General features: G+C 71.8%; 20 protein-coding genes. 13 read left to right on the top strand and 7 right to left on the bottom strand.

Translation table 11 applies throughout. The annotated features are described in order from the left end of the window. The first annotated feature begins 53 nt into the window (after positions 1 to 53). Entirely contained in the window at positions 54 to 1,490 is a 1,437-nt protein-coding gene (locus tag AC5L35_RS18105) for an FAD-dependent oxidoreductase (protein WP_495060819.1), read from the top strand. A gap of 42 nt (positions 1,491 to 1,532) precedes the next feature. Here AC5L35_RS18105 and AC5L35_RS18100 read toward each other — a convergent pair whose 3' ends face one another. After that, positions 1,533 to 2,195, bottom strand: coding sequence for a GntR family transcriptional regulator (locus tag AC5L35_RS18100; RefSeq protein WP_495060818.1), 663 nt, complete (start codon positions 2,193 to 2,195; stop codon positions 1,533 to 1,535). Between the two features lie 156 nt (positions 2,196 to 2,351). Between AC5L35_RS18100 and AC5L35_RS18095 the strand changes: the two genes are divergently transcribed. From AC5L35_RS18095 to AC5L35_RS18055, 9 genes are all read left to right on the top strand, one after another. Next, positions 2,352 to 3,887 (top strand): aldehyde dehydrogenase, encoded by a 1,536-nt coding sequence (locus AC5L35_RS18095; RefSeq protein ID WP_495060817.1) that lies wholly within the window; start codon positions 2,352 to 2,354, stop codon positions 3,885 to 3,887. Further along, positions 3,887 to 4,612 carry an enoyl-CoA hydratase/isomerase family protein gene (locus tag AC5L35_RS18090; protein ID WP_495060816.1) on the top strand — a complete coding sequence of 242 codons (726 nt, stop codon included), beginning with the start codon at positions 3,887 to 3,889 and terminating at the stop codon, positions 4,610 to 4,612. The genes AC5L35_RS18095 and AC5L35_RS18090 overlap by 1 nt, the downstream gene beginning before the upstream one ends. Before the next feature lie 26 nt (positions 4,613 to 4,638). Beyond that, complete coding sequence (locus AC5L35_RS18085; RefSeq protein ID WP_495060815.1) at positions 4,639 to 6,018, top strand: MFS transporter; 1,380 nt, start codon at positions 4,639 to 4,641, stop codon at positions 6,016 to 6,018. Next, positions 6,015 to 7,511: a CoA-acylating methylmalonate-semialdehyde dehydrogenase gene (locus AC5L35_RS18080; protein ID WP_495060814.1), complete on the top strand. Its 1,497-nt coding sequence runs from the start codon at positions 6,015 to 6,017 to the stop codon at positions 7,509 to 7,511. The genes AC5L35_RS18085 and AC5L35_RS18080 overlap by 4 nt, the downstream gene beginning before the upstream one ends. A gap of 101 nt (positions 7,512 to 7,612) precedes the next feature. Further along, the gene (locus tag AC5L35_RS18075) at positions 7,613 to 8,005 is read left to right on the top strand and encodes an ATP-binding protein (protein WP_495060813.1); all 393 of its coding nucleotides are present in this window, start codon (positions 7,613 to 7,615) and stop codon (positions 8,003 to 8,005) included. A 96-nt stretch (positions 8,006 to 8,101) separates the two neighbouring features. Next, positions 8,102 to 9,118 carry a hypothetical protein gene (locus AC5L35_RS18070; RefSeq protein ID WP_495060812.1) on the top strand — a complete coding sequence of 339 codons (1,017 nt, stop codon included), beginning with the start codon at positions 8,102 to 8,104 and terminating at the stop codon, positions 9,116 to 9,118. Positions 9,119 to 9,867: 749 nt separating this feature from the next. Continuing rightward, the gene (locus AC5L35_RS18065; RefSeq protein WP_495060811.1) at positions 9,868 to 10,233 is read left to right on the top strand and encodes a response regulator transcription factor; all 366 of its coding nucleotides are present in this window, start codon (positions 9,868 to 9,870) and stop codon (positions 10,231 to 10,233) included. Positions 10,234 to 10,322: 89 nt separating this feature from the next. After that, on the top strand, positions 10,323 to 10,787 hold the full coding sequence (locus AC5L35_RS18060; protein ID WP_495060810.1) for an alpha/beta fold hydrolase: 465 nt from the start codon (positions 10,323 to 10,325) through the stop codon (positions 10,785 to 10,787). Further along, positions 10,709 to 11,197, top strand: coding sequence for an alpha/beta fold hydrolase (locus AC5L35_RS18055; protein ID WP_495060809.1), 489 nt, complete (start codon positions 10,709 to 10,711; stop codon positions 11,195 to 11,197). Before AC5L35_RS18060 ends, AC5L35_RS18055 begins: the two co-directional genes overlap by 79 nt. Before the next feature lie 15 nt (positions 11,198 to 11,212). On the opposite strand, the gene AC5L35_RS18050 is transcribed toward AC5L35_RS18055, so the two are convergent. After that, positions 11,213 to 12,364, bottom strand: a complete 1,152-nt coding sequence (locus AC5L35_RS18050) for an MFS transporter (protein ID WP_495060808.1) — start codon at positions 12,362 to 12,364, stop codon at positions 11,213 to 11,215. 217 nt (positions 12,365 to 12,581) lie between these two features. Between AC5L35_RS18050 and AC5L35_RS18045 the strand changes: the two genes are divergently transcribed. Then, on the top strand, positions 12,582 to 13,781 hold the full coding sequence (locus tag AC5L35_RS18045) for a saccharopine dehydrogenase family protein (RefSeq protein WP_495060807.1): 1,200 nt from the start codon (positions 12,582 to 12,584) through the stop codon (positions 13,779 to 13,781). Between the two features lie 205 nt (positions 13,782 to 13,986). Then, positions 13,987 to 15,021: a class I SAM-dependent methyltransferase gene (locus AC5L35_RS18040; protein WP_495060806.1), complete on the top strand. Its 1,035-nt coding sequence runs from the start codon at positions 13,987 to 13,989 to the stop codon at positions 15,019 to 15,021. A 27-nt stretch (positions 15,022 to 15,048) separates the two neighbouring features. Here AC5L35_RS18040 and AC5L35_RS18035 read toward each other — a convergent pair whose 3' ends face one another. After that, complete coding sequence (locus tag AC5L35_RS18035; RefSeq protein ID WP_495060805.1) at positions 15,049 to 15,687, bottom strand: TetR/AcrR family transcriptional regulator; 639 nt, start codon at positions 15,685 to 15,687, stop codon at positions 15,049 to 15,051. A gap of 135 nt (positions 15,688 to 15,822) precedes the next feature. Here AC5L35_RS18035 and AC5L35_RS18030 point away from each other — a divergent pair, with 135 nt between their 5' ends. Beyond that, positions 15,823 to 17,196 (top strand): FAD-binding oxidoreductase, encoded by a 1,374-nt coding sequence (locus tag AC5L35_RS18030; RefSeq protein WP_495060804.1) that lies wholly within the window; start codon positions 15,823 to 15,825, stop codon positions 17,194 to 17,196. Positions 17,197 to 17,203: 7 nt separating this feature from the next. Here the strand turns inward: AC5L35_RS18030 and AC5L35_RS18025 are convergent, their stop codons facing one another. From AC5L35_RS18025 to AC5L35_RS18010, 4 genes are all read right to left on the bottom strand, one after another. Continuing rightward, positions 17,204 to 18,175 (bottom strand): alpha/beta hydrolase, encoded by a 972-nt coding sequence (locus AC5L35_RS18025; protein WP_495060803.1) that lies wholly within the window; start codon positions 18,173 to 18,175, stop codon positions 17,204 to 17,206. A gap of 97 nt (positions 18,176 to 18,272) precedes the next feature. Beyond that, positions 18,273 to 19,325: a helix-turn-helix domain-containing protein gene (locus AC5L35_RS18020; RefSeq protein ID WP_495060802.1), complete on the bottom strand. Its 1,053-nt coding sequence runs from the start codon at positions 19,323 to 19,325 to the stop codon at positions 18,273 to 18,275. A 50-nt stretch (positions 19,326 to 19,375) separates the two neighbouring features. Next, a complete protein-coding gene (gene abc-f, locus AC5L35_RS18015) occupies positions 19,376 to 21,010 on the bottom strand; it encodes a ribosomal protection-like ABC-F family protein (protein WP_495060801.1) in 1,635 nt (544 codons plus the stop codon). Positions 21,011 to 21,365: 355 nt separating this feature from the next. Continuing rightward, a complete protein-coding gene (locus tag AC5L35_RS18010; protein WP_495060800.1) occupies positions 21,366 to 22,148 on the bottom strand; it encodes a methyltransferase domain-containing protein in 783 nt (260 codons plus the stop codon). Between the last annotated feature and the right edge of the window lie 64 nt (positions 22,149 to 22,212).

Here is a 22,212-nt window from a genome sequence, read left to right as displayed (position 1 = left end):
GGAGTCTCCTCTCTGTGGGCGGATTGTGACGTCCGCTGACGGGAGAGGTGGATATGGCTCGGATAGTCGTACTGGGCGGGGCGTTGACCGGCCTCGCCACCGCAGCGCTGCTCGGCCGGGACGGTCACGACGTCACGGTGCTGGAGCGCGACGTGGCGGAGCCGAAGGGTGACGCGGACGAGCTGTGGCGCACGTGGGAGCGGCCGGGCGTCAGCCAGTTCCGGCTTCCCCACATCATGCTGGGCGCCTGGAACAAGGTGATGGAACAGGAGCTGCCCGAGGTCCTCGACGAGGTGGTGCGGCTGGGCTGCAGCCACGTCAACATGATCGCGATACAGCCGGACACCCTCACCGGCGGCCCCCGCCCGGGTGACGAGGAGCTGCGCAACCTGATAGGTCGCCGCCCGGTCGTGGAGGCGGCGCTGGCGACGGTCGCGGCGCGCACGCCGGGCGTGTCGATCAGGCGCGGGACGAAGGCCGAGTCGCTCGTGGCCACCGCGGGAGCCGACGGAGTTCCGCAGGTCGGGGGCGTGGTGACCCAGGACGGCGAGGTGCTGACCGCCGACCTCGTGGTCGACGCGATGGGTCGTAACACCACGCTCGACCGGATGCTCGACGCGATCGGAGCGGGCGGACCCGAGGTGCAGGCGGAAGACCTCGGTTTCGTCTACTACTGCCGGCACTTCCGCAACGACGAGCCTGCGACGATGCCCGTGGTGGGCGCGGTCATCCCGTACGAGGGCATGACACTGCTCGTCATCCCCGCCGACGCCGACACCTACTGCCTGGTCTTCTCGGTGGCGAGCAACGACCACGAGATGCGTGACCTGCGGGAGGTCGACGCCTGGGAACGCGCGCTGGCCCTCTTCCCGAACTTCGCGCCGGTGCGTGCGGTATCCACACCGATCACCGACATCCAGGTGATGAACGGTGGCGGCGACCGGCGCCGATCCCTCCTCGTCGACGGCGCGCCGGTGGTGACCGGGCTGGTCGCCGTCGGCGACTCCGCCGTCAGGACCAACCCCCTGCTCGGGCGCGGCGCGTCGACGGGCCTCGTGCAGGCGCGCACGCTGCGAGACGTGCTCCGGGAGGTGGCACCCGATCGGCCCGACGATCTGGCGCTCCGCTTCGGGGAGGCGGTTGATGCGACCGTCGGCCCGATGTACCGGTTCACGCTCGACCAGGACCAGCACCGGATGGCCGAGGTCCAGGCGGAGATCGCCGGCGAGCCGTACCCGCCGGCCGGCGCGGGCTGGCGACTCCAGCGGGCGCTCCAGATGATGTTCTCGCAGGATCCTGCCGCGTTGCGCGCCATCTTCCGGGCGGCCCACCGCATCGAACCTTTCGACGCCGACACGCTGCCGGACGCGCTGCGTGTCAAGATCGAGGCGCTCGACGTCGACCGGCCTGTCTACCCGCCGGGCGGCCCGACCCGAGCCCAGCTCCTGGCCGCCGTCGGCGGGCGTCGGGTGCAGAGCGCCCCGGCGTAGCGGTAACGACCGGCGCCGTCCGCCATCGCCCGGGGCAGCGGTTCAGCTGCCCTGGGCGAACGGCACGAGCAGCTCGTGTTCGAGCAGGTAGCGCAGGATGAACTCGTGTGACGTCGCGAGGTGCATGCGGGTGAGCTCGGCGGCCGCGGGGGCGTCGCCCGCCCGGACCGCGTCGAGGATCTGCCGGTGCTCGTCGTACAGATGGTCGACCTTGCCGATCACGCCGACGTGGAGGTACAGGTAGCGGTCGGTGAGCCGCCTGAGGTGCTCGGTCAGCTCGATCATCCGCGGCCGGTCGGCGCAGGTGTAGACGTGCTCGTGGAACCGGGCGTTGGCGTCGAGCCACTCGGCCGGTGACGGGTCGGCCTCCATCACCTCGACCAGCGCCGCCATCTGCGCGATCTGGGCTCGGCCGACGTTGGGCACGGCGAGCCGCGTGAGCACCGGCTCGACGGCCTCGCGCAGCTCGTAGAGCTCCTGCAGCTCGGCGATCGACAGCTCCCGCACGACGGACGTGGTCGGGCCGAGATCGACCAGTCCTTCGCTCGCCAGCACCTGCAGCGCGTCGCGGGCCGGCATCCGGCTGACGTCGTACTCCGCCGCGAGCCGGGCCTGCGACAGCACCGTGCCGGGCTTCAGGTCACCGCTCAGAACCCGGCGGCGCAGATCCCGCGTAATCCGCCCTGCAGCCGACTCGGCCGCCATATGACCCTCCCGCCATCCCCGCGGCCAGTATGCACTCCGGGCCCAAATCCTCAAGATCCGCGCCTCTGTGTGCCGCTTGTCACCCCGAGAGCACGGAGCTAGCGTCAACCCGTATACCGATAACGGCACGGCGTATACGAGTTGAGGAGTTCGACGATGACCATCACCGCTCCGTCCACCGCGGACACGGATCCGATCGGGGGACTGCCGACCGGGTTGCGCATCGGAGGCCGCGTCGTGGACGGGCGCGCCGCACCGATCCCCGTCACGAACCCGGCCACCGGCGAGGTCTTCGCCCACGTTGCAGGCGCCAGCGAAGAGGACATCGACGACGCCGTCCGTGTCGCGGACCGGACCTTCCGCTCCGGGGTGTGGCGCGATCTCCCGATCCACGAGCGCGCCCGCCTGGTCAACCGGTTCGCCGACGGCATCGAGGCCCGGATGACCGAGCTCTACCGGCTCGAGACGATGAACAACGGCCGGCCGATCACCGAGACCAAGGCCCAGATCACGCGGCTCGCGGAGTGGTACCGGTACAACGCGGCCCTGCTGCTGGCCGACCGCGGCTCGGTGGTCCCGCTGCGCGGTGACTACCACGCGTACACCAGCCGGTTCCCGCTCGGCGTGGTCGGGATCCTGTCCTCCTTCAACCACCCGATGATGATCGCGTCGAAGAGCCTCGCTCCCGCGCTGGCCACCGGCAACACCGTGGTCCTCAAGCCGTCCGAGCAGACCCCGCTCACCGCGCTGCTGCTGGGCCAGATCGCCCAGGAGGCCGGGATCCCCGACGGCGTCCTCAACGTGGTGCCCGGACTCGGCCCGACCGCGGGCGCGGCACTGACCGAGCACCCGCTGGTCAAGAAGGCCGTCTTCACCGGCGGCACCGAGCCCGGCCGGGCGATCGCGCTCGCCACGGCCAAGCGGTTCGCCAAGGCGACGTTGGAGCTCGGTGGCAAGTCCCCCGTCCTGATCTTCGACGACACGCCCGTCGACGTCGCTGCCCGCGGAGCAGCGTTCGGTGGCTTCATCGGAGCGGGCCAGACCTGCATCGCCGGCAGCAGGCTGCTGATCCAGCGGAGCATCTACGACCAGGTCGTGGAGGCGCTGTCGCAGGTCGCCCGGTCGATCCGCATCGGCGACCCCGCACTGGAGAGCACCCAGCTCGGGCCGGTCATCTCGAAGCGGGCGCAGGACCGGATCCTCAACTACGTCGAGATCGGCCGCGCCGAGGGAGCCCGGGTCGCGGCAGGCGGTCGCGCCGCCGAGGTGCCCGGCCTCCCCGGCGGGTTCTTCATCGAGCCCACCGTGCTCGCCGACGTCACCAACGACATGCGGGTCGCCCGCGAGGAGATCTTCGGGCCGGTCGTCGTGGCCATCCCCTTCGACGACGAGGACCACGCCGTCACCCTGGCCAACGACTCGCCGTTCGGGCTCGGTTCCTCGGTGTGGACGCGGGACGTCGCGCGGGCCCACCGGGTGGCCGGCCGGCTCGAGATGGGCATGGTCTGGATCAACGACCACCACCGGCTCGACCCGTCGTCCCCGTGGGGTGGCCTGCGCGAGAGCGGGGTCGGCCGCGAGGGTGGCTGGGAGTCCTTCAACGACTTCACCAACGTCCGCGCGATCACCGTGCGGACGGCCCCTGACGACGTCGACTGGTACGGCGGCGTCGCCACGGAAAGGCTCAACTGATGTCCGGCGCCCTCACCGTCTCCTCCCCGGCCGAAGGCGTCGTGGAGGTGGAGCTGGACAACGGCACCGACAACCTCCTGACCATCGCGATGTGCGAGGAGCTCACCGAGCTTCTGCTGCACCCCCCGGCCGGAGCGCACGTGCTCCGGCTGTGGGCCAACGGCCCGGCCTTCTGCCTCGGGCGCGAGCGGGCCGGTGCCACCCCGGCCGACCTGCACGCCGAGACGCAGGTGCTGGTGGGTCTGCAGCGCGCGCTGCGCAGGACCCCACTGGTGACCGTCGCCGAGGTGCAGGGCGACGCCGCCGGGTTCGGCGTCGGTCTCCTCGCGGCGTGCGACGTCGCGGTCGCGGCGGCGGAGGCGCGGTTCTCGTTCCCCGAGATCGGCATCGGTCTGGCGCCCGCCCTGGTGCTGGCCTGGCTGCCCAAGGTGGTCGGTGAGCGGCAGGCGTTCTGGCTCACCGCCACCGGCGAGAAGATCACCGCCGCGCGCGCTGTCGAGCTCGGCCTGCTCAACGCCGTGGCCGGCAGTCCGGAGGACCTGTCGAAGGACGTCGACGAGCGCGTGGCCGCGCTGCGCGAACGCGATCCCCGCCTGCACACCGAGATCCGGGAGATGTTGCAGGCCGGCCGGGGCCTCGACGAGGACCAGGCCCTCGAACTGAGCGTCGACCGTCTGGTCGTCGGCTCGCTGCGCCGTCTCGGCCAGCTCCCCGGCACCACCTGAACCCGTAGGGCTTGGCAAAGGAGCCGATGTTGCGAGTAGTTGCCCATGGCGCGCGCACCTGGCGTCACGAGATCAGCCGATACCAGTGGGCCGTTCTGGTCGCCACCACCATGGGGTGGGCGCTGGACGGCTTCGATTCCAGCCTCTTCACCCAGGTCGCCGGCCCGGCGACCACCGACCTGCTCGGCCACGCGTCCTCGTTCTACAGCGGCGTCGCCGTCACCGTGTTCCTGTTCGGCTGGGCGGTGGGCGCGGTGGCGTTCGGCGCGCTGGCCGACTACGTCGGACGCGTCCGGGTGCTGATGATCGGAGTGCTGACGTACTCCGTGTTCACCGCGCTGGCCACGCTGTCCGGTGAGTTCTGGCAGTTCGCGGTGCTGCGCTTCATCGCCGGGATCGGTTCCGGGGTGGAGCTGCCGATCGGCGCCGCGCTCGTCGCCGAGGCGTGGAACAACCGCCACCGCGCGAAGGCCAGCGGGATCATGATGTCCGGCCTCGCGATCGGTTCGTTCCTCGCCGCGATCGTCTACAACTTCGTCGGCGGCTTCGGCTGGCGGATCACGCTGGCCTTCGGCATCGTCCCGGCGCTGCTCGTGCTGTTCATCCGCAGCCACGTGCACGAGCCCGACTCGACAGCGCAGGTGAAGGCCGCACGCGCGGTGCGCAAGCAGGAGCGGGCGGCGGGCGCCCACAAGATCGCGGCCGACCGGTTCGTCCTCACCCAGCTGTTCACACCACCGATGCTGCGGCGGACGTTGCCCTGCACGATCATCTGCATCGGCGCGTTGTTCGCCTTCTGGGGCGTCACCACGTGGACCCCGCAGATCGTCCGGATCGTGGTCGGCGAGCACGGCGTCACCGGCAACGCCGCGGTGAGCTACGTGTCGTGGGCCGTGGCCATGCTCAACCTCGGCGGCCTGCTCGGGTACGCCAGCTGGGGCTTCATCGCCGACAAGATCGGGCGCAAGCCCACGTTCGCGATGAGCCTCGTGATCGGCATCGTCGCCGTCGGCGTGCTCTACCCGTTCGGCACGACGTTCACGACGTACATGTGGCTGCTGCCCTTCGTCGGGTTCGGCGTCTTCGGTGTCCTCTCGGGCAGCGCCGTGTTCTTCCCCGAGCTGTTCGGGGCCTCGGTGCGTGCCTCGGCGCTCGCCGTCACCAACAGCATCGGCCGGCTGTTCACCGCGGCGGGCCCGTTGCTCGCCGGCGTCATCGCGACGCAGTGGTTCCACGGCAGCCTGGCCCTGGCCACCACCGCGGTCTCCGGACTGATCGTCATCTCGTTCATCGGCCTGGCGTTCACCCCCGAGACCCACGGCCGGTTCCTCTACAACGACGACCCCACGACCTCGGTCGACGGGCGGGTCGCCGCGAACATCGTCAGCGAAGGATTACGACCATGAAGACCATCGATCACTGGATCGGCGGCAAGCCGACCGCAGGCACCGCGCAGCGCGTCGGTGCGGTGTTCAACCCGGCCACGGGACGTCAGCAGGCCGAGGTGGCGCTCGCCGACGGCAGCGACGTCGACCTCGCCGTGCAGGCCGCGTCCGAGGCGTTCGCCTCGTGGTCGCAGACCTCGCTGAGCAAGCGGACCGCCATCCTGTTCGCCTTCCGCGAGCTGGTCCGCGCCCACACCGACGAGCTCGCCGAGCTGATCACCGCAGAGCACGGCAAGGTGCTCTCCGACGCCCGCGGCGAGGTACAGCGCGGCCTCGAGGTCGTCGAGTTCGCGTGCGGGATCCCCCAGCTGCTCAAGGGTGAGTTCTCCGACCAGGTCTCCACCGGCATCGACAGCTTCTCGTTCCGCCAGCCGCTCGGCGTGGTCGCGGGGATCACGCCGTTCAACTTCCCGGTGATGGTCCCGATGTGGATGAACCCCATCGCCATCGCCTGCGGCAACACATTCGTGCTCAAGCCGAGCGAGCGGGTGCCGTCGGCGTCCGTGCTCCTCGCCGAGCTGTGGTCGGAAGCCGGGTTGCCCGACGGCGTCTTCAACGTGGTGCACGGCGACAAGGCGGCGGTCGACGCACTGCTCGACCACCCGGACGTCGCTGCGGTGTCCTTCGTCGGCTCCACCCCCATCGCCCGCTACGTGCACGAGCGCGCGACGCGCGCCGGCAAGCGCGTGCAGGCACTGGGCGGGGCGAAGAACCACGCCGTGGTGCTCCCGGACGCCGACATCGACTTCGCCGCCGAGCACCTGTCCGCGGCGGGCTTCGGCTCCGCGGGCCAGCGCTGCATGGCGATCTCGGCGGCGGTGGCCGTCGGCAGCGCGGCCGACGCCCTCATCGAGGCGCTGCGGGCGAAGGCCACCGCGGTGCAGGTGGGCCCGGGCGTCGAACCGACCAGCGAGATGGGTCCGGTGATCACCCAGGAGGCCAAGGACCGGATCATCGGGTACGTCACGTCGGCGGAGCGCCAGGGCGCCACCCTCGTGGTCGACGGACGGTCGATCGAGGGCGCCGCCCTGCAGGACGGCTACTTCGTCGGGCCCACCGTGGTCGACCACGTGACGCCCGAGATGGACGTCTACCGCAACGAGGTCTTCGGCCCGGTGCTGGTGGTCCTGCGCGCCGAGACCCTCGACGAGGCGATCGCGCTGATCAACGCCAACCCGTTCGGGAACGGCACCTCCGTCTTCACCGGCAGCGGGCAGGCCGCCCGCCGGTTCCAGCGCGAGGTGACCGTGGGCATGATCGGAGTCAACGTGCCGATCCCGGTGCCCATGGCGTACTACTCGTTCGGCGGCTGGAAGGACTCGCTGTTCGGCGACATGCACGTGCACGGCGCGGAAGGCGTCCGGTTCTACACCCGGGCCAAGGTCGTCACCTCCCGCTGGCCGCAGGCCGACACGAGCAGGGGCGCCAGCTACAGCTTCCCCACCTCCAGCTGAGCGGGGCCCCGTCCCCGTTGCGGACTACTCTGCCCGGGGATGGCCGGACTCCGCGCTCGACTCCGTGGTCGCCACCTCGAACTGACCGCCACGGCCGCGGCGTGAGCGTCCTGCGATCCGGTGAGCTGGTCGGGCGGGACGCGGAGTGGCAGTCGGGGCTGGCTGCGCTCGATCAGCTGGAGAAGGGGCGCGGCGGCCTGCTGGTGCTGGCCGGGGAGGCCGGGATCGGCAAGTCCCGGCTGGCCGCCGACCTGGCGGAGCGGGCCGCGGAGCGCGGCGTGGCGGTTCTGCGCGGGCGCGCCGTCCACGGCAGCGGGGCGCAGGCCTACCGTCCCCTCGCCGGGGCGCCTCGCAGGCACTGCGCACCAAGCCGCTCGACGGGAGCGGTGGGGCCGCGATGCAGGCCGGGTTGGCGGCGCTCCTGCCGGGCCTGGTGGCGGGACCGAGGGCAGCGCTGTCGCCCCTGCTGGTGGGCGAGAACTTGCTGCGTCTGAGCCGCGCGCTCGACTCGGGCCCCGGGGTGCCTGAGCCCCGCCGACGTTCGGCAGCTGGTCAAGGCCTGCTCCCCCGACCCGGAGCTGCCCGACGACGTGGTCGAGATGGTCGTCTCCCGCAGCGACGGCATCCCGTTCCTCGTCGAGGAGTTGCTGGTCACCGGCTCGGGGGCGGTCCCGCTGTCCTTCGCGCACAGTGTGGCCACCCGCCTCGCCGAGCTGAGCCGCCCGGCCGTCGACGTCCTGCAGGCCGCGTCGGTGCTCGGCCGCGACGTCGACTGGTCACTCGTGCGGGACGCCGCGGGCCTGTCCGACGGCGTCGTGCTCGATGCGCTGGGCCAGGCGATCAGGTGTCAGATCGTCGAGGAGACGACCGCCGGCCGGCTCCGTTTCCGGCACGCCCTCACGAGGGAGGCGATCCGGGCGACGATGCCGCGCCCGCGGCTCGTGGAGCTGGCGGCCCACCTCCTCGACCGTCTCCTGCACCATCCCGTCACTGCCGACCGCGTGGCCCAGTGCGCCGAGCTCGCCCTCGTCGCCGGCCGCCCGGAGGAGGCCGGCCGCCATCTCGTCGCCCAGGCCGAGTCGGCGCTTGCCAGCGGCGCCGTGTCCACCGCGCTCACCGCGGCCCGCCGCGCCCGGGACCTCGTCGACCCCGGCACCCCCGCGGGGGTCTCGGCCACCTGGACGCTCGTGCGGGCGCTCGACGCGGCGGGCCACACCGCGTCCGTCGAACGGCTGGGCACGCAGCTCCTGGAGGTCGTCTCCGCGTATCCCGACGGCGCCTACCGGGCCGTGCAGCTGCAGCTGGTGCTCGCCCGGGCCGCTGCCCGGGCGCTGGGACCTCGACGGCGCCCGGCGGTTCTGCGAGTCCGCACTCCGCACCGCGGATCTCGACCGGGAGCTCGAGCTGCGCCTGCGCCTGACGCTCGCCGAGATCGCCTTCGACGCGCAGGAGCACGACACGGCGGTGCAGCACGCACACGCCGTGCTGGCAGAGGCCGAGCACCTGGAGTCCGCGGAGATCACCTGTTCCGCGCTGGAGCTGCTCGGCAGGTACCACATGCTGGTCGCCCACGAGCTGACCCGCGCACGCCGGTACTTCGGGGATGAGCTGCGCCGCGCCCGCCGCGCGGGACTGGACCTCGTCGAGCTCCGCGCGCTGAACCAGCTGGCCCACCTGGACGTCGCGCTGATGCGCGGCAGCGCGAGCCTCGATGAGGCCTCCGCGCTGGCCGAACGGATCGACGGCCTCACCATCTCCGTCGACCTCGAGCAGGCGCGTGCCATCTCCGCGCTCATCGCACACCGCCTCGACGGCGCCGAGGAGTGCGCCCACCGCGCTCTCGCCGCCTCCCGTCGCTACCAGCTCGGCGGGCAGTCGGCGGTGCTCACCGGCGTGCTCGCCACGGTCGAGGCGATGCAGGGCCGCACTGCGGACGCCGCCCGGCGCGTCGAGGCCGAGCTGGCCGAGCGGCAGCACAGCCCGCACGTCGAGGCCGCGATCGTGGGCGCACCGACGATGTGGTCCGCGCTCGTCGTCGACGACCTCGCCGCGGCACTCGGGGTGGTGCAGCGGACCCGTGAGCTGCTGCCCCTGCACGACATGATCGTCCAACCGTTCTACCTGGGCATGTTCCACGCCGTCGCCGCCCTTGTCGTGGCCGCATCCGGCGCCGAGGAACTGGTGGTGGGGCGGGACTGGGTCGACATCGACGACTGCTTCATGGCCGGCAGCTTCGCCGTGGCCCGGGCGATCGTGGCCGGCCGGCGCGGGGACGCGGCCGGGGCCGAGCAGCTCTTCACCCGCGGTGACGCGGAGCTCGCCGGCGCACCCTGGATCCGCGCCGTCTTCCGACGCCATGCCGCCGAGGCGGCGCTGTCGGACCGGTGGGGGGGACCCGCAGGGGATGCTGGCCGAGGCGGCGAAGGTCTTCATCGCCTCCGGCGACCACCGGCTGGCCGGCAGCGCGGCCGCACTCGCGGGCCCGGCTGCGCCCTTCCCCGACCTTCCGGAGCTGACCAGCCGGGAGTCGGACGTGCTGTCCCTGGTGAGCAGGGGGATGACCAACCAGCAGATCGCCGACCAGCTGTTCCTGTCCCCGCGCACCGTCGAGAAGCACGTGGAGCGGCTGCGCGCGAAGACCGGCACCGCCAACCGCACCGAGCTCGCCGCGCTCGCGCTCACCTCGGCCACCGAACGGGTCCGCGACGCCTCCGGTCGGTAGATCTACCCGCCTCCTGCGGCCGGTGCCGGTGCTCCGGCGGAGGAAGTGTCGTGCTTTCACCGCTGTGCGCTCCGCTGCGGCGGCAGACGATGAGCGCTCCAACTGATCGCACTGCCGAGGAGCCGCCACCCGTGAACGGATCCTTCACGACGAACGACGGCGTAGCCCTGAGCTACACGACCTACGGAGCCGGGGACCCCGTCGTCTTCGTGCACGGCTGGATGCTCGACTCCCGGCTGTGGGAGCCGATCGCCGCCCACCTGCCCGGGCATCTGCGGGTGGCCTACGACCACCGGGGACACGGTGCGTCCGCTGACGCGCCCGCCGGGTGGCATCTGCACCGGCTGGCCTTCGACCTGCACGAGCTCCTCGATCACCTGGACCTGCACGACGTCACACTGGTGGGCCACTCGATGGGCTGCGCCGTGACCTGGCCTACCACGAGCTGTTCGGCCCCGCGAGGTTGCGGAAGCTGGTGCTCGTCGATCAGGCTCCGACCATCTGCCACGATCCCGAGGAGGACGCGGAGGCCCGCGCCCGCACCGGTTCGGTGATCAGCGAGGAGGAGCTCGCGGGTCTCGCGCATGCCATCGGTGACCCGGCGACGCACGAGAGCGCGGTCGAGCAGTTCTTCTCGGGCATGGTCACCCCGAACTTCTCCGACGCGGCCATGCGCGACCTGCTGGTGGTGACCGGCCGTCCCCGCGCGGCCTTCTCCGCGGCGCTCGTCGCGGACTTCAGCCGACAGGACTGGCGTCGCGAGATCCGGCGGATCACCCTGCCCACCCTCGTGATCGCCGGCCGCGAGAGCCCTCTCCCGTGGGCCGGTTCCCGCTGGGTCGCCGACCACATCCCGGGGGCCCGGCTGGAGGTCATCGAGGGCGCCGACGGCGGCTCGCACATGGTCATCGTCGAGGCGGCCGAGCGCGTGGCCGAACTGCTGGCGACGTTCCTCGCCGCCTGATCCCCCGGATCGGCGTCACCGCCGATCCGGGGCCGCGTCGTCCAGCGCCGGGGCCAGGAAGAGGACGATGACGACGAGGGCACCGGCACAGGCCAGGGCCAGCCGGTATCCGAAGGCCGCGGCGAGCGGGCCGACGAGGACGGGCCCGACGAGGAAACCGAGATAGCCGCAGGTGGCGATGGCCGAGATGGCGCGTCCCGGGTTGTCCGGCTGCTTCCGCGCGGCGCTGCTCCAGGCCAGGGGAACGATCGCGGCGAGCCCGAGCCCGATCACGCCGAACCCGAGGACCCCGACCCCGGACACCGGGACCGCGGTGACCAGTCCGAAGCCCAGCACGGCCACGAGTGTCGCCCCGCGCATGACGACGACGATCCCGATCCGCCCGCTGAGCCGATCGGCCACGAGCCGGACCGCGATCATGGCGATCGAGAAGGCGAAGAAGCCGAGGGACGCGACGGCGTGCGACGCGTCGGTGACGGTGGTGAGGAAGACGGCACTCCAGTCGTTGACCGTGCCCTCGGCGAGGAACCCGCAGAACACGATGACCCCCACCGGGATCAGGCCCTTGCCCGGCAGCGCGAAGGGCGACTCCCCCTGGCCCTGGTCCGGCCCGGACAGGAACCCCCGGGTGGTGGCGGCCAGCGCGACCAGCAGCAGGACCGCGCTCGCGACGGGGAAGTGCACAGCCACCGGCACCCGCTGTGCGGCCAGCACCGCCGCGACCCCGGAGCCGGCGAGTCCCCCGATGTTCCAGAACGCGTGGAAGCTCGCGAAGATCGGGCGGCCGTAGGCCTGCTCCACCCGGGCCGCGTGGGCGTTCATCGAGACGTCGAGCAGGCTGTTGCCGATCCCCAGCACGACCAGCGCCGCGACGAACCCCACCAGGTTCGGCGCGAACGCGACCAGCGGCAGGCCGACGCACAGGATCGTCGCTCCGACGAGGGCTCCCGCGCGGCTGCCGATCATGGTGATGAGCGGTCCGGCGCCGAGCAGGGTGGCGACGGAACCGGCGGCCAGCCCGAACAGGCCCACCGCGAGGCCGCCCGCCCCCAGCCCGAGGTCCGCCTGCACGGCGGGCACGCGGGCCGCCCACGTCGCGAAGGCGGCACCACAGGCGGCGAACACCACCGAGACCCCGACACGAGCCCGGCGGGGTTCGGCTGTCACCGGAGGAACGATAGTGATCAGCAGACGCCGCCAGAGCGGAGCGGTGGCCCGGCATACCCCACCCACCCCGCGAGTCGCCCACTCCGGACCCGCGAGTCGCCCACTCCGGACCCGCGAGTCGCCCACTTCCGACCCGCGAGTCGCCCGTCCCCTGCCTCCCGCACGAGGCGTCGCCGCTGCCGGATTCGCACGTCCTGCGACTACTAGTCTCCTCGGCGTGATTGCTGCCGACGCGTCCAGTCAGGCCGACCTCGACCTCGTCGTCTGGGGAGCCACCGGGTTCACCGGCCGGCTCGTCGCCGAACGCCTGATGAGCCACGGCCAGGGTCTCCGGTGGGGCCTCGCCGGGCGCGACGGGGAGGCGTTGCACCGCCTGCGCGAGAAGATCGGTGCCCCTGCGGACACTCCGCTCCTCGTCGCCGACGCTCACGACGCCGACTCCCTGCACGCCCTGGTGTCGCGCACCCGGGCGGTGCTCAGCACCGTCGGCCCCTTCCTCCGGCACGGCTCGCTGCTGGTCGAACTGTGCGCGGCGAGCGGCACCGACTACGTCGACATCACCAACGAGCCCCTCTGGGTCCGCGACATGATCGACCGCTTCGAGCCCGACGCCCGCCGTACGGGGGCCCGGATCGTCTTCTCCTGCGGGTTCGACTCCCTGCCCTTCGAGCTGGGCGTGCACGTGCTCGAGACGCAGGCGCGGAAGCGGTGGGACGCCCCACTCCCCCGGGTGAGCAGCAGGATCGCGTTCACCGACGTCGGCGGGTTCACCGCAGGCACCATCTCCACCCTCGTCGCGTCCGCCGACGCGGCGCGGGCCGACCACGCGACCGGCGCGCTGGCGGCCGACCCGTTCCTGCTGGCAGGCGGCTTCCAGGGACCGCAGCAGCCGTGGCCGACCCGGCCCGAGTTCGACGACCGGCTGGGGATGTGGGCCGCGCCCTGGGTGATGGCCCCGATCAACGCGGCGAACCTGCACCGCTCGAACGCGCTGCAGGGGCACGCCTGGGGCGAGGACTTCACCTACGACGAGATGATGCTCGCCGGCCCGGGGGAGGCGGGGCGGGAGATCGCCGACGGGATCACCGCCGTGATGGCGGCGATCGTGGCACCCCGGGTGGCCGGTGCGCCGGCGGTGGACCAGGCCGGTCCGGCGGTCGGCGGGGCGCCCTCCTACAAGATCCTGGTGCTCGGCACGGACGCCGCGGGACACCGGATGACGGCCACCGTCTCCGGGGAGGGCAACCCCGGCTACGACGCGACCGCCGCGATGGCCCTCGAGGCCGCCCGCTGTGTGCTCCACGACCTCCACGACAGACCGGGCGGCGTGTGGACTCCCGGAGCGCTCGCCCCGGCCGCGATCGCCGCACGGCTGATCGAGAACGACGTGCTGACCTTCGCCGCATTCGCCCGCTGAGGAGCGACGTATGCGCCCGCAGATGACAATCCATGCAGGTTGCGAAGATTTGTCAAATCGTTGATCCTGCAATCCTTGCCATCGGGATACCGGCTGTGGGTAGCCTGTGAACCACTCGACGCTCCCGTATTCGCGAGCGCGAAATAGCGGCAAGGAAGGGTACATCGTGACAGATTCCGCCGGAATGCTCGATGAGGATCGGGTAATGGAGTTCCTCGGACGGGTGGTCGCCGACGGCGCTGCAGCATTCGCGGGAGTTTCCACCGCGATCGGCGCCCGGCTCGGGCTGTATACGGCAATGGCCGGCGCCGGGCCCCTGACGTCGCAGGAACTGGCCGACCGCACCGGCTCGGTCGAGCGGTACGTGCGGGAATGGCTGGCCGCCCAGGTGGCCGGGGAGTACGTGCTCTACGACCCCGCCACCGACGCCTACACGCTGCCCGACGAGCATGCCGCGGTGCTGGCCGACCCGACGTCACCCACGTTCGCGATCGGCTCCTTCCTCATCCTCCAGGCGCTCTACGGCACCGAGGACGCACTTGTGGAAGCCTTCCGCACCGGCGACGGCGTGGGCTGGCAGCAGCACGGCCCCGCGTTGTTCGAGGGTGTCGCCACGTTCTTCCGTCCCGGCTACGCGGCGGCGCTGGTGTCCGAGTGGCTCCCGGCCCTGGACGGCGTGGTGGAGAAGCTCCAGCGAGGCGCGTCGGTTGCCGACGTGGGCTGCGGCTACGGCCACTCCACGCTGCTCATGGCCCAGGCTTTCCCCGCATCCCGCTTCGTCGGTTACGACTTCCACGGCCCGTCGGTCGAAGCGGCTCGGCAACTGGCGGCCGAGCAGGGACTGGGCCACCAGGTGAGCTTCGAGGTGGCCACCGCCCAGGACTTTCCGGGTGAGAACTACGACCTGGTCACCTTCTTCGACTGCCTGCACGATCTCGGCGACCCCGGTGGCGCTCTCCACCGCGCCGCGCAGGCACTGACCGAGGACGGCACCTGCATGATCGTCGAACCGAACGTGTCGGCGAACGTTCTCGACAACATCAACCCGATCGGGCGGTCCTTCATGTCCACCTCTGTCGCCGTGTGCCTGCCCTCGGCGATGGCTCAGCAGGGCCCCGAGGCGTTGGGCAACCACGCGGGCGAGGAAGCGATGCGCCGGATCGCCGACGCCGCCGGGCTGCACAGCTGGAAACTTGCCGTGGAAAGCCTCACAAACCGCGTCTACGACGTGCGGCGGTGATATCGCCGCCACGCCGGGTCGAGCGCCTCATTCCGAGGCGACCTCTTTCAGGACCGCTCGGGAGGCGGCGTCGCGCAGCCATTCTTCGGCCGTCGGATAGGACCACCCGTTGTCGTCGACCAGGGTGAAGAACCCGGCGTACCCGAAGTAGAACCACAGGACGTCCAACGCCTCCTCGGCGGTCAGCCCGTCCCGCAGGGCTCCGAGATCGGCGAGGCGCTGTGCCGCGAACAAGATGCCGTCGCGGTAGCGCGCAGTCCCCGTGGCCAGGCCTTCCGCCGCGGTGGCGTCATGCGGGGCCGACGCGATGACGAGCCGCATGATGTCGCCGTAGTCCTGCCGCATGCTCCGGGTGAGCGCGGCGAGGAAGCGCAGGAGTTCCGCCGGGTCGTCGAGCTTCGCGATCTCCGCGCGAGCCTCGGCGACCACGGGGGCGTCGGACCACTCGTCGACGAGCGTCCGGAGCAACCCCTGCTTGCCGCCGGTGACGGCGTAGACCGTGGCCGGCGCGACGCGGGCGGTGGCCGCGATCTCGTCCACCCTCGTCGCGAAGTAGCCCTTCTCGCTGAAGAGCGTCCGCGCCGCAGCGACGATCGCGCGCCTGGTCGTCTCGGCGTACTCCGCACGGCGAGTGACCCGGCGGCCGCTCCCGGTGGTCTGCGTCACGGAGGTACCTTACCGCTCTTCTCATCAGAGGCTTACTCTGATCAACAGATGTCAGCTATGAGAACGAGACTGCGGCTCCACCGCGTCGCGGAGCCGTCACGTCGGCACACCGCTGCGGCGGTACGAGGGGGAACGATGAGCACGAACGAGCCGGCGGCGTCCGCCGTGAAGGACCTGTCAGGGCAGCTCGGCTCGGACCGGGTCCTCGTCTCGGGTCCCGCGTACGACAAGGCCCGGGAGATCTGGAACTTCGCCGTGACGGCTGAACCGGCGTTGATCGTGCGGCCCGAGACTCCCGCCGAGGTACAGGCCGCGGTCCGGTCCGCACAAGATCACGGCCTGCCACTGTCGGTGCGCAGCGGTGGCTACGACTGGGCCGGCCGGGCGCTGCGGCCCGACGGCCTCGTCATCGACCTGTCGCTCATGCGGGAGGTCACGATCGACGCCGACGCGCGGGTCGCCACCGTGGCGGGCGGCGCCAACGCACGCGACGTCACCAGTGCCGCCGCTCCCTTCGGCCTGGCGGCCGTCACCGGCGCGTGTATCGGCGCGGTCGGCATGGCCGGCCTGACGCTCGGGGGTGGCTACGGTCCGTTGTGCGGCCGGGCCGGCCTGGCGCTGGACAACCTGCTCGGTGCGGACGTGGTCCTCGCCGACGGGCGGTTGGTCACCACCGACGCCGAGCACGAGCCGGAGCTGTTCTGGGCGCTCCGCGGCGGTGGGGGCAACTTCGGCGTCGTGACGTCGCTGCGCGTGCGGCTGCACCCCCTCGACCGGGTGCTGGCGGGGTTCATCGTGTTTCCCTGGGAACAGGCCGACAGCGTGCTGCGCGGCCTGAACGAGGTGCTCGCCACGGACACGGACGAGCTCACGGTGCAGGGCGGGATCCTGTCGGGCCCGGACGGCAACCCCACAGCTCTCTTGTCCCCGACCTGGAGCGGCGACCTGGCGCAGGGCGCGAACGTCATCGCCGAGCTGGAACGGCTGGGCACTCCCCTGATGTCGCAGGTCGCATCCTTGACCTACGGCGAAGTCCTGGGGCTGCAGGAGCCCTTCATCATCCCCGGCAGCCACTACGCGATCCGCACGCGCACCGTCGCCGGCTACAGCCCGGACGTCATCTCGGCCCTCCTCGAGACCGGTGCGGCCCGGACCTCGCCGATGTCCGCCATCCTGCTCCACCACTTCCACGGAGCCGCGGCGCGCGTGCCCCTCGACAGCACCGCGTTCGGCATCCGCCGCAACCACCTCATGACCGAGATCATCGCGTCGTGGGCGCCGGACGACGCCGACGCCCACCGCCACGTGGCATGGGCCGACTCGGTCTCCGCCGCGCTGGCGCCGCACGCTCTCCCCGGCGGCTACGCGGGCCTGCTCGGCTCCGACGCCGACGAGCAGATCGCGCACGCCTACGGCTCCAACGCTGCGCGGCTGCGGGCGGCCAAGGCCCACTTCGACCCGGACGGAATCTTCGCCGCCATCCCCCTGCCACCCGCGTCGGGCGCGTGAGGGCCATTCATACGGCAAGTACGCGACGGAGCCAGTTCACCCGGGCGGCGCGCGCCTCGCGCGACATCGGGGCCTCCGGAACCACCTCGTCGAAGCCGTGGCAGCCACCCGGCCAGACGTGCAGCTCGGCTTGGCCGCCCGCCTGCCAGATGCGGGACGCGTAGTCGACGGACTCGTCGCGGAAGGTCTCGACGGAGCCGGCTTCGACGAACGCTGTCGGCAGCCCGGAGAGATCGGTGGCACGTGCCGGTGCGGCGTACGGGGAGACGTCCGGTCCTCCCGCGGCGGGGCCGAGCAGCGACGACCACCCGGTGGCGTTGGAGACGCTGTCCCAGACGCCTTCGCCGACGAGTTCGGTGCTCGACGGGGTGATGGCGCGGTCGTCGATCATCGGGCAGATCAGCATCTGCCCCCTCAGCCGGGGGCCGCCCCGGTCCCGGGCGATCATGGCGGTGGCGGCGGCGAGGCCTGCACCCGCGCTGCCCCCGGCGATCACCACCCGGCCGGGGTCGATCCCCAGCTCGACGGCGTGCTCACCGACCCAGGCCAGACCGGCGTAACAGTCCTCGACGGGCGCCGGGTGCGGGTGTTCCGGGGCGAGGCGGTACTCGACGCTGACCACCACCATCGGGATCGCCGCCATCCACCCGAGCGCCCAGTCGATGCCGGTGCGGCGGGTGCCGGCGACCATCCCCCCGCCGTGCATGAAGTACAGCCCGGGGAGAGCGACAGCGGGGTCGCTGTCCTTCGGACGCAGGACGAGCAGCGCGACGTCGGGGTCACCGGTGCGCCCCGGCACCGTCAGCTCGTCGGCATGCACGTGCCGCCGGATCTCGTCCAGGCCCATCGTGTAGCCGGCCGCGGTCATCCCGCGCAGCAGGCCGATCAGATCCGGGGTGATGGACGAGGGCAGTGCCCCGTTGACCGCCACCAGCGCCGCGGCCACCTCCGGGTCGAACGGCGGGTGCACCTTCGTCATGTCCAGCTCCTCATCGACCGGACGTTAGGCCTCCGGACGCCGTGGCCCGTAGCCGTCGCGCGGCGGCTGTTGCCCGCCGTCTGGCGGACCACCGGTTCTACCAGCGGTTACGCCGCAGCCGCCGGAGCGCCAGGGCCACGGTGAGCCGCGTCCGGCCGAGCGCGGTGGCGACCGGGTACCCCAGTGCCCGGTCGAGCAGCTCGACCCGGCCCTGGACCGTGGAGTGATGCACGTGGAGGGTGGCCGCCGCACCTCGGAGGCTGGCCTCGGCCGCCACGGCGGTGAGGGTGGCCAGCGCCCACGGGTGCGCCGAGGTGACGCGGTCGAGCAGGGCCGTCTCGGCGATCGCGGCCGGTGAGTCACAGCCGTCCGCAAGCGCCAGCAGCCCGCCCAGGGCAGCGGCATCGACGTGTGCGGGGCCGGGTTCGTCCACGCCGGCGCAGGTGAACCGCAGTGCGAGCCGTGCCTGCTGGTAGGACGACGGCAGGTCCCGCAGCTCGACGGGCGGCCCGGTGGCGGAGCATCGCGCGAGAGGTGCGCTGCGCCGGCCGTCGGGTTCGATGGTGACGTCGAGGTCGCCGAGCCGCGCCGTGAGTGCCCGCCGGCGCCCCGGCGTGCCGCCGATGCCGACCGTCACCACGAACATGCCGTCCGGCGGCAGTCCGAGGCGGCGGGCCGCGGTGGCGCGGGCGCTCTCGTCGACGGCGGCGTCCACCAGCAGCTCGACGGAAGCCGGGTCGACCGTCGGCGCGTCCGACCAGGTGCGGTCCAGCACGATCCGGACCGTGGTGGCGAGCCGCTCGACGAGGATCCTGTCGAGCTCCATCCGGGCCTTGCCGGCGCCGTCGGCCGCGGGCCGGTCGCCGGACCGTTCCAGCCAGACGACGGCGTCGTCGCGGTCGGACGACACGGGCAGTTCGACACCGGTGGGCTCGCCGTCGGCTCGCTGTCCGTCGGGAAGGACCCGGATCCGCAGGCGCCGTGCGCGGTCGGCCATGCCGGCCGGACAGCCGGCGAGCACCGCGGCCGCCCGGACCGTCGCCTCCAGGCCGGCGCGTGCCTCGACGAGCGCGTCGAAGTGAGCGATCACCTGGAGCGCCGCCCCGGCGTCGGGATCCACGGAACGTATCCGTCCGGCGAGCTCACGCATCCGGGCTCCTCCCCTCGCATCTGTGCAGGGCCGGTCGACGACCGCCCGGCTCACCCGCCTGCGGGTGCGCCCGTCTCGGCCAACCGCCCCTCGGACAGCCGGAGCCAGCGGTCGACCCTGATCTGCGAGAGGAACCGCTCGTCGTGGCTGACCACCACGAGTGCGCCCTCGTAGGCGTGGAGCGCGCTCTCCAACTGTCCCACGCTGAGCAGGTCGAGGTTGTTGGTCGGCTCGTCCAGCAGCAGCAGCTGTGGCGCCGGCTCGGAGTAGAGGATGCAGGCGAGAGTGGCCCGCAGCCGCTCGCCACCGGACAGGACCCGGGCCGGGAGGCGGATCCGGGAACCCCGGAACAGGAACCGGGCCAGCAGGTGCATGAGCTCGGCATCCGGCATCTCCGGGGCGAACGCCCGGAGGTTCTCCACCACCGTGCGGTCGGGGTCGAGCAGGTCCAGCCGTTGCGACAGGTAGGCGACCCGCCCGTCCGCACGCCGCACGTCACCGCTCTCCGGCTCCATGTCACCGCCGACGACACGGAGCAGCGTGGACTTGCCGGAGCCGTTCGGACCGAGCAGCCCGATCCGCTCCGGGCCCCGGATCGTCAGGTCGGCCCCGGCACCCGCGAAGATCGCCCGGTCGCCGTAACGGACCTGCATCGCCCTGCCGTCGAACACCGTGCGCCCGGCGGGAACGTGGGTGCCGGGCAGTGCCAGCGCGATCTTCTGCTCGTCGCGCAGGGCGAGGCCCGCCTCGTCGAGCTTCGCCCTGGCGTCGCTGACCCGTTGCGAGTGCAGGTCGTTGGCCTTTCCGGCCGACTCCTGCGCCCGGCGCTGGTGGTTCCCGGCGTGGAGCCGGGAGAGGCCGGCGGACTTGATGGTGCGGGATGCGTTGCCTGCCCGGCGGGCAGCGCGTTCGCGGGCGGTCTGCATCTCCCGCTTCTCCCGCTTCAGACCCTGTTCGGCGCTGCGGATGTTCTTCTCCGCGACCTCGCGGGCCGACCGCACCGCCTCCTCGTAGTCGGTGTAGTTCCCGCCGTGGAAACGGATCTCCCCCCGGTCGAGCTCGGCGATGCGGTCCATCCGGTCCAGCAGCGCGCGGTCGTGGCTGACCAGGAGCAGCAGGCCCTTCCACTCCTCGAGGACGTTGTAGAGCTTGCGGCGCGCGTCGAGGTCGAGGTTGTTCGTCGGCTCGTCGAGGAGCAGGACGTCGGGCTGCCGGAGCAGTTGCGCCGCCAGGCCGAGTGACATGGCCTGGCCGCCGCTGAGCGTCCGCAGGCGGCGGTCGAGCGCGACATCGCCGAGACCGAGCCGGTCGAGTTCGGCGAGGGCACGTTCCTCGATGTCCCAGTCGGTGCCGACGGTGGTGAAGTGCTCCTCGCCGGTGTCGCCGGACTCGATCGCGCGCAGCGCTTCCAGCACCGGGGCGATTCCCAGCACCTCGGCGACGCTGAGGTCGCCGGCCAGCGGAAGCGTCTGCGGAAGGTAACCGAGCACGCCCTCGACGGAGATGGATCCGGCGAGGGGCCGGTGTTCGCCGGCGATCAGCTTGAGCAGCGTGCTCTTGCCCGCGCCGTTGGGCGCGACCAGACCGGTGCGTCCACTGCCCACGCTGAAGGACAGGTTGTCGAAGACCGGGGTGTCGTCAGGCCAGGAGAAGGTGACGTTCGAGCAGACGATGACGTCGGACATGAAAGGACTTTCGTGTTCGGCGCAGGCATGCAGACGGCACACCTGGCGGAGGGCAGGAAGGCTCGACAAAGGGCACAGCCGCCGGCAGCAGCACCGCAGTGCGCGGGTGCCGATGGCGTCACACTCCGGGCTCACCCGGAGATGTCGTCGCCTTCTCCGCCTGTCATGCCGAACTCCGCTTCACGATCACGTGTGGCCCGATGCACAGGTCCACCTCAACCTGTTCGGAGGCTACCAGGCCGGGTGAACCAGGATCCGTGATGCGGCAGACGGTCACCGCGGCCGGGCCGCGACCTCTCCGTCACCGATCTCCGTCTGGTGGGTCCAGGCCATGGCCGGACGGTAGCGCCGAGGATCAGGGCGTCGACGCGAGAAACACGTAGCGGTTGACGCTGAAGAGATAGTCGCCCTCGTCGCTGCGCGCGTGGAGGTCGGCGAGCCACGACTCGACGTCCGCCGCGGTGAGGCCCTGCCTGCCGACGACGAACCCGGCGATCGTCGGCATCGTGCTCGCGCTGAACGAGTGGGCTTCCAACCGGGGGTTGAACAGCACCAACACCTTCCGTTCGGTGACCGTGAAGCCAGCGCGGCGCAACAGTCCCGGCAGCGTCCGGGGCAGCCGGGGGTGCACGAGATGCTCCTCCCACGCCGCAACGACCCGCTGGTGCAGCGCCCGGTCGGCCGTGTGCCACACGAGCGAGTCCCAGTCCGTGTCGAGGATCAACGCGCGCGCGCCCGGGCGCAGCACCCGCCGCAGTTCGCCGAGCGCCTGCGGCATGTCCACCACGTACTCGTAGACCTGGGTCGACACGGCCGCGTCGAACGTGCCGTCGCGGTAGGGCAGAGCGACGGCGTCACCGTCGTCGATACGGACCCACGGCATGTCCGCACTCCGGGCGACGGCGAGCGAATTCATGGCCGGACTCGGATCGATCCCGTGCACAGCCCCCGTCGGCCCCACTGCCGCACCCATGGACGCCGTCAGATAGCCCGGGCCGGATCCGATGTCGAGGACACGCTCTCCCGGTTGCAATGCCAGTAATGACAGCACCTGTTCCCGCTGGGCCACGACTTCCGGACTGGCATAGGTGCGCTCGATATCGCGAGCACCGTTCTCATCGAACTGAAGCATGGCCATCCGCCGACACTACAACGGTCACCCCGGACCGAAGAGAGTAGGGAGCATGCACAATAGGGCCCCT

Source organism: Pseudonocardia sp. OZ21, assembly GCF_059359135.1.
Note: the sequence above shows the minus strand (reverse complement) of the source record. Positions and strands in the feature narration are given on the sequence as shown.